This is a genomic window from Kitasatospora paranensis, from assembly GCF_039544005.1.
Lineage (GTDB): Bacteria > Actinomycetota > Actinomycetes > Streptomycetales > Streptomycetaceae > Kitasatospora > Kitasatospora paranensis.
Genome location: NZ_BAABKV010000001.1, coordinates 4,740,431 through 4,755,406 on the forward strand (window position 1 = coordinate 4,740,431; position 14,976 = coordinate 4,755,406).

Annotated in this window: 14 protein-coding genes and 4 pseudogenes; 15 read left to right on the forward strand and 3 right to left on the reverse strand. The window is 72.8% G+C overall.

Annotation, left to right across the window (positions count from 1 at the left end; all coding sequences use genetic code 11):
- Positions 1–125: 125 nt before the first annotated feature.
- From ABEB13_RS40705 to ABEB13_RS22885, 4 genes are all read left to right on the forward strand, one after another.
- Positions 126–206, forward strand: coding sequence for a putative leader peptide (locus ABEB13_RS40705; protein WP_350637490.1), 81 nt, complete (start codon positions 126–128; stop codon positions 204–206).
- A 237-nt stretch (positions 207–443) separates the two neighbouring features.
- Positions 444–1,277: a sulfurtransferase gene (locus ABEB13_RS22875; protein WP_345706998.1), complete on the forward strand. Its 834-nt coding sequence runs from the start codon at positions 444–446 to the stop codon at positions 1,275–1,277.
- 35 nt (positions 1,278–1,312) lie between these two features.
- Positions 1,313–1,603 carry a DUF1416 domain-containing protein gene (locus ABEB13_RS22880; RefSeq protein ID WP_100889005.1) on the forward strand — a complete coding sequence of 97 codons (291 nt, stop codon included), beginning with the start codon at positions 1,313–1,315 and terminating at the stop codon, positions 1,601–1,603.
- 97 nt (positions 1,604–1,700) lie between these two features.
- Positions 1,701–1,937: a hypothetical protein gene (locus ABEB13_RS22885; protein WP_380230236.1), complete on the forward strand. Its 237-nt coding sequence runs from the start codon at positions 1,701–1,703 to the stop codon at positions 1,935–1,937.
- Here ABEB13_RS22885 and ABEB13_RS22890 read toward each other — a convergent pair.
- Positions 1,931–2,293: a DsrE family protein gene (locus ABEB13_RS22890; protein ID WP_345707000.1), complete on the reverse strand. Its 363-nt coding sequence runs from the start codon at positions 2,291–2,293 to the stop codon at positions 1,931–1,933. The genes ABEB13_RS22885 and ABEB13_RS22890 overlap by 7 nt on opposite strands.
- Before the next feature lie 256 nt (positions 2,294–2,549).
- On the opposite strand from ABEB13_RS22890, the gene ABEB13_RS22895 reads away from it, so the two are divergent.
- From ABEB13_RS22895 to ygfZ, 3 genes are all read left to right on the forward strand, one after another.
- On the forward strand, positions 2,550–3,134 hold the full coding sequence (locus ABEB13_RS22895) for a heme-binding beta-barrel domain-containing protein (protein WP_345707001.1): 585 nt from the start codon (positions 2,550–2,552) through the stop codon (positions 3,132–3,134).
- 100 nt (positions 3,135–3,234) lie between these two features.
- Positions 3,235–3,684, forward strand: coding sequence for a Fur family transcriptional regulator (locus tag ABEB13_RS22900; RefSeq protein WP_345707002.1), 450 nt, complete (start codon positions 3,235–3,237; stop codon positions 3,682–3,684).
- Between the two features lie 10 nt (positions 3,685–3,694).
- Positions 3,695–4,660, forward strand: coding sequence for a CAF17-like 4Fe-4S cluster assembly/insertion protein YgfZ (gene ygfZ / locus ABEB13_RS22905; protein WP_345707003.1), 966 nt, complete (start codon positions 3,695–3,697; stop codon positions 4,658–4,660).
- A gap of 4 nt (positions 4,661–4,664) precedes the next feature.
- Here ygfZ and dtd read toward each other — a convergent pair whose 3' ends face one another.
- On the reverse strand, positions 4,665–5,096 hold the full coding sequence (gene dtd, locus ABEB13_RS22910; RefSeq protein ID WP_345707004.1) for a D-aminoacyl-tRNA deacylase: 432 nt from the start codon (positions 5,094–5,096) through the stop codon (positions 4,665–4,667).
- Positions 5,097–5,424: 328 nt separating this feature from the next.
- Here dtd and ABEB13_RS40710 point away from each other — a divergent pair.
- The 3 genes and pseudogenes from ABEB13_RS40710 to ABEB13_RS22925 all read left to right on the forward strand — a co-directional run.
- Positions 5,425–5,580, forward strand: a pseudogene (locus tag ABEB13_RS40710) (RsiG family protein); the annotation flags it as partial.
- A gap of 431 nt (positions 5,581–6,011) precedes the next feature.
- Positions 6,012–6,962, forward strand: coding sequence for an asparaginase (locus ABEB13_RS22920; protein WP_345707005.1), 951 nt, complete (start codon positions 6,012–6,014; stop codon positions 6,960–6,962).
- 107 nt (positions 6,963–7,069) lie between these two features.
- The gene (locus ABEB13_RS22925) at positions 7,070–7,285 is read left to right on the forward strand and encodes a dodecin (RefSeq protein ID WP_345707006.1); all 216 of its coding nucleotides are present in this window, start codon (positions 7,070–7,072) and stop codon (positions 7,283–7,285) included.
- 85 nt (positions 7,286–7,370) lie between these two features.
- Here the strand turns inward: ABEB13_RS22925 and ABEB13_RS22930 are convergent, their stop codons facing one another.
- Positions 7,371–7,862: an inorganic diphosphatase gene (locus tag ABEB13_RS22930; protein ID WP_100892690.1), complete on the reverse strand. Its 492-nt coding sequence runs from the start codon at positions 7,860–7,862 to the stop codon at positions 7,371–7,373.
- A gap of 145 nt (positions 7,863–8,007) precedes the next feature.
- Between ABEB13_RS22930 and dacB the strand changes: the two genes are divergently transcribed.
- The 5 genes and pseudogenes from dacB to ftsH all read left to right on the forward strand — a co-directional run bounded on the left by dacB (position 8,008) and on the right by ftsH (position 14,964).
- Complete coding sequence (dacB, locus tag ABEB13_RS22935; RefSeq protein WP_345707007.1) at positions 8,008–9,468, forward strand: D-alanyl-D-alanine carboxypeptidase/D-alanyl-D-alanine endopeptidase; 1,461 nt, start codon at positions 8,008–8,010, stop codon at positions 9,466–9,468.
- A gap of 83 nt (positions 9,469–9,551) precedes the next feature.
- Positions 9,552–10,717: pseudogene (locus ABEB13_RS22940) on the forward strand (zinc-dependent metalloprotease).
- Positions 10,718–10,953: 236 nt separating this feature from the next.
- Positions 10,954–12,085 (forward strand): annotated as a pseudogene (gene tilS, locus ABEB13_RS22945) (tRNA lysidine(34) synthetase TilS).
- A gap of 97 nt (positions 12,086–12,182) precedes the next feature.
- A complete protein-coding gene (gene hpt, locus ABEB13_RS22950; RefSeq protein ID WP_345709783.1) occupies positions 12,183–12,701 on the forward strand; it encodes a hypoxanthine phosphoribosyltransferase in 519 nt (172 codons plus the stop codon).
- A gap of 221 nt (positions 12,702–12,922) precedes the next feature.
- Positions 12,923–14,964 (forward strand): annotated as a pseudogene (ftsH, locus tag ABEB13_RS22955) (ATP-dependent zinc metalloprotease FtsH).
- The last annotated feature ends 12 nt before the right edge of the window (positions 14,965–14,976 follow it).

A 14,976-nucleotide genomic window follows, 5' to 3' on the forward strand; every position in this document is an offset into this window, starting at 1 on the left:
CCCGCCGACCGGCGCAGGCCCGTATGCCTGCCGGGAAATCGGCAAATCTCAGCATTCGGCCATTCGAGTCTCATTATTTGACACGCTGATGACAGCGGGCGTGCGGTGTCCCTAGCATCGTCGGCATGAAGCGACAGGCGGATCTCACGAAGCGGCGGGCGGTAGACCTGTGCCGCGTGTCCACCTGCCTGTGTCGAATGCGTTGACCGGGCAGCACTGATCGGCCTTCCGGCCCGCCCGACCCCGCACGCCGGCCCGTTCCGGCCCGTCCCGGCCCGTCCGCCGAGCCGACGGCCCGCCGGCATCCCGACCCGAAAAGCCCGACCGGGCGGTGATCCGCACCGATCCGAGGTGTCCACCATGTGGACATCCGATCGGACGGAGCCCCGGCCGGGCACCTCTCAGCAGCCTTCCGCAAACCGCCCCCGGATGGAGACACCACCATGAGCCGCAGCGACGTCCTGGTCGACGCCGACTGGGTCCAGGCCCGCCTGGACGACCCGAAGGTCGTCATCGTCGAGGTCGACGAGGACACCTCCGCCTACGAGAAGAACCACATCCGCAACGCCGTCCGGATCGACTGGAAGCAGGACCTCCAGGACCCGGTGCGCCGCGACTTCATCGACCAGGCCGGCTTCGAGGCGCTGCTCGGTGCCAAGGGCATCGCCAACGACGACACCGTGGTGCTCTACGGCGGCAACAACAACTGGTTCGCCTCGTACGCCTACTGGTACTTCAAGCTGTACGGCCACGGCGACGTCCGCCTGCTCGACGGCGGCCGCAAGAAGTGGGAGCTCGACTCCCGCGAGCTGGTCGCCGCGGTGCCGGAGCGCGCCGCCACGACCTACACCGCCCAGGCCGCGGACAGCTCGATCCGCGCCTTCCGCGACGACGTGCTCGCCGCGATCGGCAGCCTGAACCTGGTCGACGTGCGTTCGCCCGACGAGTTCTCCGGCAAGCTGCTCGCCCCGGCCCACCTCCCGCAGGAGCAGTCGCAGCGCCCGGGCCACGTCCCGTCCGCGAAGAACATCCCGTGGGCCAAGAACGCCAACGACGACGGCACCTTCAAGAGCGACGACGAGCTGCGCGCGCTCTACCAGGCCGAGGGCGTCGACCTGGCGAAGGACACCATCGCGTACTGCCGCATCGGCGAGCGCTCCGCGCTCACCTGGTTCGTTCTCCACGAGCTGCTCGAGCAGTCGAACGTGAAGAACTACGACGGCTCCTGGACCGAGTACGGCAGCCTCGTCGGCGTGCCGATCGAGCTCGGCAACTGAGCCTCCGGCTCGAACCGTAGAAGGGAAGACAAGACATGTGCGGTGCGAAGGCCGGCGGCCCGGACCTGGCAGGAGTTGACGTGGCGAGCGAGACGATCATTCAGGGTTCGGTGACCCGCGACAACGAGCCGGTCAACGGCTACGTGCGGCTCCTCGACGAGAACGGCGAGTTCACCGCCGAGGTCCCCACCTCGGCGACCGGGCAGTTCCGCTTCTTTGCCCGCCCGGGCACGTGGACCCTGCGCGCGCTCGTCCCGGGTGCCACGATCGACCGCCAGGTGGTCGCCTCCCAGGGCGAGTTCACCGAGGTCGCGATCGCGGTCTGACGAGGCTGCGACCCCCGGGGCCCCCTGCTCAGGCAGGGGGCCCCGGCCGTACCCTGGAAGGGTGCAGACCCGGCAGCGGCACCGGCGCTACTTCGTCATGATGGGCATCTGTCTCGGCATGTTCGTCCTGGCCTGGGGCGTCGTGCGCTTCTGGTCCGTCCCCGCGGCCATCGCGCTCTGCGTGGTCGCCATGGTCATCCCGCCGCTGGCCGCGGTGTTCGCCAACAAGCGGGACCCGGACGACGACTGGTGGAACGACCCGCGCTGGGACGACCCGGGGTGGAACCGGCCCGGCCACGACCGGGACCACCCGGACCACGAACCGCGTCAGTAGACCAGCGCCTGCACCCCGTCGGCCATGATCTCGCTGACGAAGACCTGGGCGCCCGCGATCCGGACACCCTCGACGGTGTCCTTCTCGCCGATCCCGCGCCGGGCCGCGCACTGGGTGCACAGCGTGACCGTGCCGGTCGCCAGGACGGACTCCAGCAGGTCGGGCAGCGGCGCCGCGTGCGGCAGCTCGAACTCCGCCGCCCGCCCCGGCAGGGCGAACCACGACGACTCGCCGGTCAGCCAGAGCGACACCTCGACCCCGCTCGCGACCGCGACCGCCGCCACCGTGAAGGCCTGCGAGCACCGCTCAGGTGCGTCCGCCCCGGCGGTGACCTTGATGACCAGCTTCTTCGACATGGCACAACCCTATCCACGACGTGGCGGGGCTCACCGCGACCGGCCTGGGGGGCGGCCGATAGACTCGGCGGGTCGTATCCCTGCCCTCAATGGAGCGCCTTGCCATGGTCTACTTCTTCGACGCCGTGCTCGTGCTGATGGCCGTCCTGATCACCTGGTTCGCCATCTTCTCCGTGATGAAGCTCTACCAGGGCCAGCGCTGACCCCACTGCCGTACGGTTGAAGCACTCCGACACCGACGACAGCAGCCAGGAAAATGATCGAGATTCCCTCCGACCTCCACCGTGACGTCGTCCCGCTGGCCTTCCTCCTCGGCACGTGGGAGGGCGCAGGCGTCTACGACTTCCCCGGCACCGACAAGTGCAACTTCGGCCAGGAGGTCGTGTTCCGGCACGACGGCCGCCCGTTCCTAGAGTTCCGCTCCCGCAGTTGGGTGCTGGACGAGCAGGGCGAGAAGGTCCGCCCGCTGGAGAACGAGCACGCCTTCTGGCGGATCACCAGCAACCAGCACGGCACCGGCGGCGAGCGCGAGATCGAGGTCTCCTCCGTCCGCGACGACGGTACCGTGGAGATCTGGTACGGCAAGCTGCACGACGGCAAGCCGCAGATCGACCTCGCCACCGACGCGGTCGCCCGGATCGAGGGCGCGCCCGCCTACACCGGCGGCAAGCGCCTGTACGGCCTGGTCAAGGAGGAGCTGCTCTGGGTCGGCGAGAAGGCCGCCCCCGAGGTGCCGCTCCGCCCGTACATGTCCGCGCAGCTCAAGAAGGTGCTCAGCCCCGCGAAGCTGATCCAGGACATCAACGACCTGCCGGACGACGGCATCGCCTTCTTCCGCTGAGCCCGCGGCCGTCCGCGGCCGGCTCGCGCAGGGTGGGGACCGGCCGGACGGCCGGTCCCTACACTTGTTCCACCGACCTCGAACCGGGCAGGGACACACCGTGGCGAACACCGAGACCCCCAGCGACTGGAAGAGCGACCTGCGCTCGCGCGGCTACCGGCTGACGCCGCAGCGCCAGCTCGTCCTGGAGGCCGTCGACGTCCTCGACCACGCCACCCCGGACGAGATCCTCGGCCACGTCCGCAAGACCGCCAGCGGGGTCAACATCTCCACCGTCTACCGGACGCTGGAGCTGCTGGAGGAGCTCGGCCTGGTCTCCCACGCCCACCTCGGCCACGGCGCCCCCACGTACCACCTCGCGGGCCGCCACACCCACCTGCACCTGGTCTGCCGGGACTGCGACCGGGTGACCGAGACCGACACCGCGATCGCCGCGCCGCTGATCGAGAGCCTGCGGACCGAGCACGGCTTCGACACCGACCTCAAGCACTTCGCGATCTTCGGCCGCTGCGCCGACTGCACCGAAAAGCTCCGCGCCGCGCAGCCGTAAGCTGGCCGGTATGACCGGTACCAAGAGCCCGCTGCTCGCCCTGCCCGGCGCCGTCCCCGCCGAGGGCGCGGACGAGGGCGTCGCCGCCCACTACGGCAACATCTTCCGCGAACAGCGCGACCTCGCCGCCGGCCACGGCTTCGTGGACCTCTCGCACCGCGGTGTCGTCACCGTCTCCGGTGGCGACCGGCTGACCTGGCTGCACCTGCTGCTCACCCAGCACGTCAGCGCGCTGCCGCCGCAGCAGGCCGCCGACGCGCTGATCCTCTCCCCGAACGGCCACGTCGAGCACGCCCTCTACCTGGTCGACGACGGCGCCACCACGTGGATCCACGTCGAGCCCGGCACCCGGGAGGCGCTGCTGGCGTACCTGCGGAGCATGGTCTTCTTCTACCGGGTGGAGATCACCGACGCGACCGCCGAGTACGCGGTGGTGCACCTGCCCGCGGGCTCCACCGCCGATGCCGGCGGCGCCGCCGCCGTCCGCGAACTCGCCCACGGGCGCGACCTGTTCGTGCCGCGCGGCGACCTGGAGAAGCTGACGGCCGGTTACGGCCCGGCCGCCGGGGTGTGGGCGTACGAGGCGCTGCGGATCGAGGGCCACCGGCCGCGGCTCGGCTTCGAGACCGACCACCGCACCATCCCGCACGAGGTGGACTGGCTCGCCACCGCCGTCCACCTGCAGAAGGGCTGCTACCGCGGCCAGGAGACCGTCGCCCGGGTGCACAACCTCGGCCGGCCGCCGCGCCGGCTGGTCTTCCTGCACCTGGACGGCACCGAGGAGTCCCTGCCGCCGCACGGCACCGAGGTCCGCGTCGCGGGGCAGGACCGCCCGGTGGGCTTCGTGACCTCCTCGGCCCGCCACCACGAACTCGGGCCGATCGCGCTGGCCCTGGTGAAGCGGAACACCCCGACGGACGCCGTCCTGCTGGCTGGCACGGTGCCCGGCACCCAGGACGTGATCGTGCCGCAGTAGCGGCTCAGACCTCCAGCAGCACGGTGAACGGGCCGTCGTTGACCAGCGACACCTTCATGTCCGCACCGAACCGCCCGGTCTCCACCTTGGCGCCCAGCGCCCGCAGCTCGGCCACCACCGCGTCCACCAGCGGCTCGGCGACCGGGCCGGGCGCGGCGGAGTTCCAGGTCGGCCGGCGCCCCTTGCGGGCGTCCCCGTAGAGCGTGAACTGACTGATCACCAGGAGCGGTGCGGCCAGCTCGGAGCAGGACAGCTCGGGCGTTCCCTCGAACAGCCGCAGCGTCCAGAGCTTGCGGGCCAGCTGCGCGGCCTTCGCCGGGGTGTCCTCGTGGGTCACGCCGACCAGGACGCACAGCCCCGGACCGTCGATCGCGCCCACGCACTCGCCGTCCACGTGTACGGCCGCCCCGGCGACCCGCTGCACCACTGCTCGCATGCCGCCATTGTGCCGGAGGCGCGTACGGTGCCCGCGCGCGCCGGGTGGCGTGCGCGTGCGCTCCGGTCGGCGCAGGTCAGCCGACCGGCTGCAATTGTCGTACCAGCCATGGCGCTTCGCCAGGGGTCCGTTCGGGTGCCGGTCGGTGCGCGCCGCCCCGCCGGGGTGGCACGCTGTCGGTCGGCCCACCCGGCGCCCCGGCGTGGCACGATGCGGGCGGCCTCCCCGGAGGGGTGGCGCCGCCGCCCGACGGGAACCGCCGGCGGCGGCCGGGCGTGCTCACGTACGGGCCGACCGGCACCGGACGCAGGACGACGGCAGGTGGTGGATGGACGCGAGCGACATCGGCGGGCTGGGCCTCAACCAGCTCCGCACACTCTGGCGGAACGCGCAGGAACAGGAGGCCGACCTCTCGTACCTGCGCCGTCTGCTCCAGGGCCGGCTCGACATCCTGCGGGCCGAACTCGACCGGCGCGAGATCCCGCACGGCGCCGGCCCGGCGGCCGCCCGCACCGACCTGCTGGAGCGCCTCCCGGCCATCCTGGCCGACCTGCCCTCCTCCGTCCGCCGCCCCGCCCGGCACCTCACCCTCGGGCCGCCGCGCGGCGAGGAGTACCGCCGCGAGGCCGACGTGCTCATGGGCGACGTCCAGCTCGCCGACCTCGGCGCCCACCCCACCGCCGACCTGCTCGACGCGATCGAGCGGCTCGTCCGGCACGAACGCGAGATCTCCGGCCGCCGGCAGCTCCTCCAACGGACGGCGGACGACTGCAGCGCCGAGATCACCCGCAGGTACCGTGAAGGGGAAGCACGGGTCGACGACCTGCTCACGGGGGTAGGGCCCGGACGGGTCCGGGGTGGGCGGCGACCGGGCCACCCTCACCCAGTGCACCCCGCCGTCAGGAGAACAACCCCATGCCGCAGTCCGCCCTGCCCGCCCTCGCCGACGTCATACGCTCCGGCTTCACCGAGGGCCGCCACCGCGGCTCCCTCGTGCTGCTCGCCGCCGACGGCTCGGTGCAGTTCGCGCTCGGCGCGCCCGAGGAGCCGGTCTTCCCGCGCTCCACGGCCAAGCCCTTCCAGGCCGTCGCCACCCTCCGCGCCGGCCTCCCGCTCGACGGCGAACGGCTCGCCCTCGCCGCCTCCAGCCACTCCGCCGAGGAGTTCCACCGCACCGCCGTCCGGGCGATCCTGGCCGAGGCCGGGCTCACCGAGGCCGACCTGCGCACGCCCGCCGACCTGCCGCTCGACCGGGTCGAGGCCGAGGCCCTGCTGCGCTCCGGCGGCTCCGCCGCACCGATCCTGATGGACTGCTCCGGCAAGCACGCCGGATGGCTCGCCGCCTGCGCCGCCAACGGCTGGGACACCGCCGGCTACCTCGACCCCGGCCACCCGATTCAGAAGCTGGCTCGGGAGGCGCTGGAGGAGGCCACCGGCGAGCAGGCGGCGCACGTCGGCACCGACGGCTGCGGCGCCCCGCTGCTGGCCGTCTCGCTCACCGGCCTGGCCCGCGGCTTCCGCGCCCTGGTGCTCGCCGAGCCCGGCACCCCGCAGCGCCGGGTCGCCGACGCCATGCGCGCCCACCCGGAGTACGTCGCCGGCACCCGCCGCGCCGACACCCACCTGATGCGGGCCGTGCCCGGCGCGCTCTCGAAGATGGGCGCCGAGGCTGTCCAGGTCGTCGCGCTGGCCGACGGCCGGGCCCTCGCGTTCAAGATCGAGGACGGCTCGGAGCGGGCCCGCGGCCCGGTGCTGGCCGCCGCGCTGCGCCGCCTGGGCGTCGAGCACGAGGTGCTGGACCGGATCGCCGCCGAGCCGCTGCACGGCGGCGGCGAGGTCGTCGGCGAGGTCCGCGCCGCGTTCTGAGCACCCGCCGCCGCCCGGTCCACCCGGGCGGCGGCTCACCGAGCGGGCCGCCGCATCCTGCGGCACGGTGGACGAGGGGCCGTCACACCACCGCTTGGGAGAGCGTCATGACCGACCACACCTATCGCGTCACCGAGATCGTCGGCTCCTCCTCCGAGAGCATCGATGCGGCGATCCGCAACGGCATCGACCGGGCGTCCAGGACGCTGCGCAACCTGGACTGGTTCGAGGTGACCCAGGTGCGCGGCCATCTCGCCGACGGCCGCATCGAGCACTACCAGGTCGGGCTCAAGGTCGGATTCCGGCTGGAGGACGCCGACTGACCGCCGCAACGCACGGGGCCGGGGCGAGCACACCGCTCACCCCGGCCCCGTCGTCCCGGGGAGCCTGCCCCCGGAGCGGAACGGCTCAGTGGCCGCCGTTCTCCGCCAGGCGCTTGATCGAGGCGACGATCTCGGCCTCGGCCTCGACGCGACCCACCCAGTTGGCGCCCTCGACGGACTTGCCGGGCTCCAGGTCCTTGTAGACCTCGAAGAAGTGCTGGATCTCCAGGCGGTCGAACTCCGACACGTGGTGGATGTCGCGCAGGTGCTCCCAGCGCGGGTCCGTCGCCGGGACGCAGAGCAGCTTGTCGTCGCCGCCGGCCTCGTCGGTCATGTGGAACATGCCGATCGCCCGGCACTTGATCAGGCAGCCCGGGAAGGTCGGCTCGTCCAGGATGACCAGCGCGTCCAGCGGGTCGCCGTCCTCGCCGAGCGTGCCCTCGACGTAGCCGTAGTCGGCCGGGTAGCGGGTCGAGGTGAAGAGCATCCGGTCCAGGCGAAGCCGGCCGGTCTCATGGTCGACCTCGTACTTGTTCCGCGAGCCCTTCGGAATCTCGATCAGGACGTCGAACTCCAACGGTTCCTCCAAGGTATGGGTGTGGGCCGCCCGGCGACCGGACTTCGCGGGCGCCCCGCTCCCGGTCACCGGGCGGCCTGACAGAATCCAAGTGTCTCGCACGGCGGGGTGTGCTCGGGAAAGGGGCCGGTCGGTGGACACAGGGGTGGGACGCGTCGGCAGGGCGCTCCTCGCGGCAGCGGTGGGGGCGGCGCTCGCCGTCGCGGGCACGACGGCCCTGCCGGCCGGTGCGGCGCAGCTCCCGGGAGCCCGCTCGCAGGGCCCGGCCCACCCGGACGTGCGACAGGCCAGGGACGACGTGCCGGATGCGGGCGGCGCCCGCCGCGCCGCCCTGGACGCCGGCCCGGTGCTCGCCGCCACCGCGGACGCGGCCGGCAGCCCCGTCCCCGGCGCCGAGGCCCTGCGGCAGGCACTCGGTGACAGCGTCCGCGACCCGTCGCTGGGCAGCCTGAACATGGCCGTCGCCGACGCCGTCACCGGCACCCTGCTGTACGGCGCGGGCGAGACCGAGCCGGTCACCCCCGCCTCGACCACCAAGCTCGCCACCGCGGTGGCCGCCCTGGCGCTCGTCCCGCCCGCCACCCGGCTCGCCACCACCGTGGTGCGCGGCGACCGGCCGGGCACCGTCGTGATGGTCGGCGGCGGCGACCCGACCCTCACCGTGCTCCCGGCGGACCAGATCCGGATCGGCGGAGCACCGGTGGACGACGACACCGCCCCCGCCTCCCTCGCCGACCTCGCCGCACGGACGGCCGCCGCCCTCAAGGCCGCCGGCACCACCGCCGTCCACCTCGACTACGACACCTCGATGTACAGCGGCCCGCTGCTCCACCCGGAGCACGACGCGATGAACATCGCCGCCGTCACCCCGCTCATGGTGGACGAGGGACGGGTCGCCCCGCTCTCCCCGGACGAGGCGCCGGCCCGCGTCTACGACCCGGCCGGCCAGGCCGCGAACGCGCTCGCGGACCGGCTCAGGGCGGCCGGCATCACCGTCGACGGCACGCCCGCCCAGGTCACCGCACCCGCCGGGGCCGCCGTGCTCGGCCGGGTGTTCTCGCCGACCGTGCCGCGGCTGATCGAGCGGATGCTCACCACCTCCGACAACACCCTCGCCGAGGCCGTCGCCCGGCAGGCCGCGATCGCCGCGCACCGGCCCGCGAGCTTCGAGGGCGCCGCCGCCGCGACGCTGGCCACCCTGGCCGGGCTCGGCGTGCCGACGGCCGGCATGGTGCTCGCCGACGGCAGCGGCCTCAGCAAGACCGACCGGATCCCGGCCCTCGCCCTGACCGAGCTCCTCGCCCGGGCCGCCTCGCCGGCCCACCCCGAGCTGCGCCCGGTGCTGACCGGTCTGCCGGTGGCCGGCTTCACCGGCACCCTGGTCAACCGGTTCGGCGAGCGGTCCGGCGCCGGGCAGGCGGCCGGCCTGGTCCGGGCGAAGACCGGCACCCTGTCCGGGGTCAACACGCTGGCCGGCACCGTGGTCGACGCCGACGGCCGGGTGCTCACGTTCGCCCTGATGACCCGCACCGGGGCGTACCCGGGGTCCGCCCGCGACGCGGTCGACCGGATCGTCGCCAGGCTCGCCTCCTGCGGCTGCCGCTGACCCGTCCCGGGGCCGCCGGGGCCGCCGTCCGGACCTGCGGCCGGTTCTCTCCCCCGCCGCCCGCCAGCACGTACGGTGAGCTCATGACGAGCGCGAGCGGCGGAACAGGCATGGTCGACTGGAATCTCGCGGTCAGCACCGCGACCCGGCTGGCCAGGCCCGGTCCGGAGGTGACCCGGGCGGAGGCGGCGACGGTCGTCGCCGAGCTGCGGCGGCACGCGCTCGAGGCCGAGGAGCACGTCCGCGGCTACACCGAGCTGCGCCCGACCCGCCTCGCGGACGCCGAGGCGACCCCGGTGCTGGTGGTCGACCGGCCGGGCTGGGTGCGGGCCAACGTGGCGGGATTCCGCACCATCGTCCAGCCGCTGGTGGACCGCCTGCAGGCGCGCCGGGCGGAGACCCCCGGCGCGGCGCTCTTCGGCACGCTCGGCGAGAAGGCGACCGGCATCGAGGTCGGGGCGCTGCTGGCGTTCCTGTCGACGAAGGTGCTCGGGCAGTACGAGACCTTCGCGCCGGCGGAGCTGCCGCCCGCCCCGGACAGCCCGGCCGGGCTGTTCGACAAGCCGCGCCGCGGCCCGGAGCCGCCCGGCCCCGGCCGGCTGCTGCTGGTGGCGCCGAACATCGTCCAGGTCGAGCGCGAGCTGGACGTGGACCCGCACGACTTCCGGCTCTGGGTCTGCCTGCACGAGGAGACCCACCGCACCCAGTTCAGCGCGGTGCCCTGGCTGCGCGACCACATCCAGTCCGAGGTGCAGGCCTTCCTCGCGCAGACCGACATCGACCCGGGCGCGTTGCTGGAGCGGGCCCGGGAGGTCCTGGCGGACGGCCTGCCGGGGCTGGGCGGCCGCGGCGACGGTTCCGGGCCCAGCACGCTGCTGGAGGCCGTCCAGTCGCCCGCGCAGCGCGAGGTGCTCGGCCGGCTGACCGCGGTGATGTCGCTGCTGGAGGGGCACGCCGACGTGGTGATGGACGGGGTCGGTCCGGCCGTGGTGCCGAGCGTCGCCGAGATCCGGGAGAAGTTCCAGCGCCGCCGCGACCGGGGGCCGGCCGGCTCGACCTGGTGCTCCGCCGGCTGCTGGGGATGGACGCCAAGCTGCGGCAGTACCAGGACGGCGCGGTGTTCGTCCGCGGGGTGGTGGACCGGGTCGGGATGGCCGGCTTCAACCGGGTCTGGACATCGCCGAACACCCTGCCCACCAAGGAGGAGGTCCACGACCCGGCGGCGTGGGTCGCCCGAGTGGCCCGCTGAATCGCCCGTCCCGAGAGGGTTCCGGCTGGGCCGGTTGGCCGGGCGGCGGCCGAATGAACGTTTCTCCATTCACCCGTACGTGGGACGGTGGAGGCGGCGCAGCCGCGCAGGGCCTGCGGGGCACCCGCTTTCTGCGACCATCTGTGAGCGCCCGGTGACCGAGTGCGCGCAGGGTCCCCGCCCAGCCGCCCCCGCCCCGGCCGCCCGTCCCTCCCCTCCGTCAAGGAGTGCACCCCGTGGGCCCTCACCCTGCCGTCGCGGCGATACGCCTCGCCGTCCGCCGCACTCTCGCCGACCTGGCGGCCGAGGCCGGCGTCCCCGTCGGCGCGCCCGTCCGCGCGCCGCAGAGCCGTCCCGCCGCCGCACCGGCCCTGGTGCCGGCCGGTTCCGCCGCCACCACCCTGATCGGCAACGCCCGCCGCCATCCCTCCGGGCTGCCGCGCACCCCCGCGGCGCCCGGCGCCCCGCTCGTCCTGGTCGCCGTCAGCGGCGGCGCGGACTCGATGGCGCTGGCCACCGCGACCGCCTTCGAGGCGCCCAAGCTCGGCCTGCGGGTCGGCGCCGTCACCGTCGACCACGGCCTGCAGGCCGGCTCCGCCGAGCGCGCCGAACTGGTCGCCGTCCGGCTCCGCGAACTCGGCCTCGACCCGGTCGAGGCCGTGCCCGTCCAGGTCGGCCGGGCCGGAGGTCCGGAGAACGCCGCCCGGGACGCCCGCTACGCCGCCCTCGACGCCGCCGCCGAGCGGCACGGCGCGCTCGCCGTCCTGCTCGGCCACACCCGCGACGACCAGGCCGAGACCGTCCTGCTCGGCCTCGCCCGCGGTTCCGGCGCCCGCTCGCTGGCCGGCATGCCCGCCCAGAAGGGCCGCTACCGCCGCCCGCTGCTGGAGCTGGACCGTGCCGCCACCCGCCAGGCCTGCTCCGCCCAGTCCATCCCGGTCTGGGACGACCCGCACAACACCGATCCCGCGTACACCCGCTCCCGGGTCCGCCACGAGGTGCTGCCGGTGCTGGAGAAGCACCTCGGCGGCGGCGTGGTCGAGGCCCTGGCCCGTACCGCCCGGCTGTTCCGCGACGACGCCGACGCGCTGGACCAGTGGGCCGCCCTCGCCGAGCGCGACCTCCGGACGGCCGAAGGCACCCTGGACGTCCCCAAGCTCGCCGAACTGCCCCCCGCCGTCCGCCGCCGGGTGCTGCGCCGGGCCGCGCTGCGGGCCGGATGCCCGGCCGGGGACCTCTTCGCCCGGCACCTGGAGAGCGTCGACCTGCTCGTCACCGGATGGCGCGGTCAGGGACCGCTGCACCTACCCGGGGGTCGAAGCCACCCGCAGGTGTGGCACGCTGGTCTTTCGGCGACAGAGCGACTAGCGGCAACGCGTCGCGGGGCCGCCGCCGACACAGACCCCGAACGTTTGAGGACGTATCCCCGGTGGATCAGAACGACATGGGTGCCGACCTGGCGAAGGTGCTCATCAGCAAGGACGAGATCGACGCCAAGCTGGCCGAGCTGGCCGAGCGGATCGACCGGGACTACGCCGGCCGGGACCTGCTGCTCGTCGGCGTCCTCAAGGGCGCCGTCATGGTGATGGCCGACCTCGCCCGGACGCTGCACTCGCAGGTGACCATGGACTGGATGGCCGTCTCCTCGTACGGGATGGGCACCAAGTCCTCCGGCGTGGTCCGGATCCTCAAGGACCTGGACACCGACATCGCCGGCCGTGACGTGCTGATCGTCGAGGACATCATCGACTCCGGTCTGACGCTGTCCTGGCTGCTGGGCAACCTCGGTTCGCGGGGCCCGGCGTCGCTGGAGGTGTGCACCCTGCTGCGCAAGCCGGACGCCGCCAAGGTCGAGATCGACGTCAAGTACGTCGGCTTCGACATCCCCAACGAGTTCGTCGTCGGCTACGGCCTCGACTACGCCGAGAAGCTGCGCAACCTGCCGTTCATCGGCACCCTGGCGCCGCACGTCTACGGAGGCTGAGGACCGTTCGGGCGACGGATGGGAACAGCAGGCCGTTCCCGCCCGTTGTGCCGAGGTAGGAAAATACGTCGTGCCGTCGTGCCCCCGCTCCGGCGGGCGGCACTGCGGTACGGTCCAATGAACCGCTCTTCTCATGAGCACATACCGGATGCGCCGGCGGCCCTCAGGCCGTGCAGCGCCGTTGAGTGGCAGGAGGGACGGGGCGGCAACGCCCCGCATGGATGGACGTCAAGCGATACTTCCGTGCGCCGATCATGTGGATCGTGCTGGCCGTCCTCGCCGTCGTTGTGCTGATGCAGGTCGTCTCCGACTCGAGCGGGTACAAGACGGCTGACACGGGCCAGGTCATTGCCGCGATCGACAAGAACGAGGTTCAGTCGGCGCAGATCACCACAGGTGATTCCAACCTCGTCAAGATTCAGCTGAAGGACGGGCAGACGCTGCCGGCCAACAGCTCCGGCAAGGCGCCCAAGGGCTCCAAGTTCGAGGCGTCCTACGTCTCGGACACCCAGGCCGCGACCATTGCGGACAAGCTGCAGACTTCCTTCGCCAACGGGAACCTGCCCGACAACTACACCGTCAGCCCCGAGAAGCAGTCGACCTTCGTCAGCCTCCTGCTGTCGATGCTGCCGATCGTGATCATCGTCCTGGTCTTCCTGTTCCTGATGAACCAGATGCAGGGCGGCGGCTCGCGGGTCATGCAGTTCGGCAAGTCCAAGGCCAAGCTGCTGACCAAGGACACCCCGAAGACCACCTTCTCCGACGTCGCAGGCGCGGACGAGGCGGTCGAGGAGCTCCAGGAGATCAAGGAGTTCCTGGAGGAGCCGTCGAAGTTCCAGGCGGTCGGCGCCAAGATCCCCAAGGGCGTCCTGCTCTACGGCCCTCCCGGCACCGGCAAGACCCTGCTGGCCCGCGCCGTGGCCGGCGAGGCGGGCGTGCCGTTCTACTCGATCTCCGGTTCCGACTTCGTCGAGATGTTCGTCGGTGTGGGCGCCTCCCGCGTCCGCGACCTCTTCGAGCAGGCGAAGGCGAACGCTCCGGCGATCATCTTCGTCGACGAGATCGACGCCGTCGGCCGGCACCGCGGTGCGGGCCTCGGCGGTGGCCACGACGAGCGCGAGCAGACGCTGAACCAGCTGCTCGTCGAGATGGACGGCTTCGACGTGAAGGGCGGCGTCATCCTGATCGCCGCCACCAACCGCCCCGACATCCTGGACCCGGCGCTGCTGCGCCGGGCCGCTTCGACCGGCAGATCGCGGTCGAGCGCCCCGACCTCCAGGGCCGTCTGGACATCCTCAAGGTGCACCAGAAGGGCAAGCCGATCGCGCCCGACGTCGACCTCTCGGCCGTCGCCAAGCGCACCCCCGGCTTCACCGGCGCGGACCTGTCGAACGTCCTCAACGAGGCCGCGCTGCTGACCGCCCGCTCGGACAAGAAGCTGATCGACAACTTCGTCCTGGACGAGGCGATCGACCGCGTCGTGGCCGGCCCGCAGAAGCGGACCCGGATCATGTCCGAGAAGGAGAAGAAGATCACCGCGTACCACGAGGGCGGCCACGCCCTGGTCGCGGCGGCCTCCCCAACGCGGACCCGGTGCACAAGATCACCATCCTGTCCCGCGGCCGGGCCCTGGGCTACACCATGGTGCTCCCGGACGAGGACAAGTACTCGACCACCCGCAACGAGATGCTCGACCAGCTGGCGTACATGCTGGGCGGCCGTGCCGCGGAGGAACTGGTCTTCCACGACCCGACCACCGGCGCGTCCAACGACATCGAGAAGGCCACCGCAACGGCCCGCGCGATGGTCACCCAGTACGGCATGAGCGAGCGCCTCGGCGCGATCAAGTTCGGCTCCAGCGAATCGGAGCCGTTCCTCGGTCGCGAGATGGGCCACCAGCGCGACTACTCGGAGGAGGTCGCCGGGCTGGTCGACGAGGAGGTCAAGAAGCTCATCGAGAACGCGCACAACGAGGCCTGGGAGATCCTGGTCGAGAACCGCGACGTGCTCGACAACCTCGTGCTGGAGCTGCTGGAGAAGGAGACGCTGAACAAGGAGCAGATCGCCGAGGTCTTCTCGACGATCGTCAAGCGTCCGGCCCGTCCGGCGTGGACGGGCTCCTCCCGCCGCACCCTCCACCCGTCCCCCGGTGCAGTCCCCGAAGGAGCTGGCGCTGACCAACGGCGTCGCCGCCTCCGTGGACGCGGCCCCGGTCGACGTCGTGAAGCTGCCGCCGGCCGGTGAGCGCCCCTCCGAGGGCTGATCACCGAGGCGG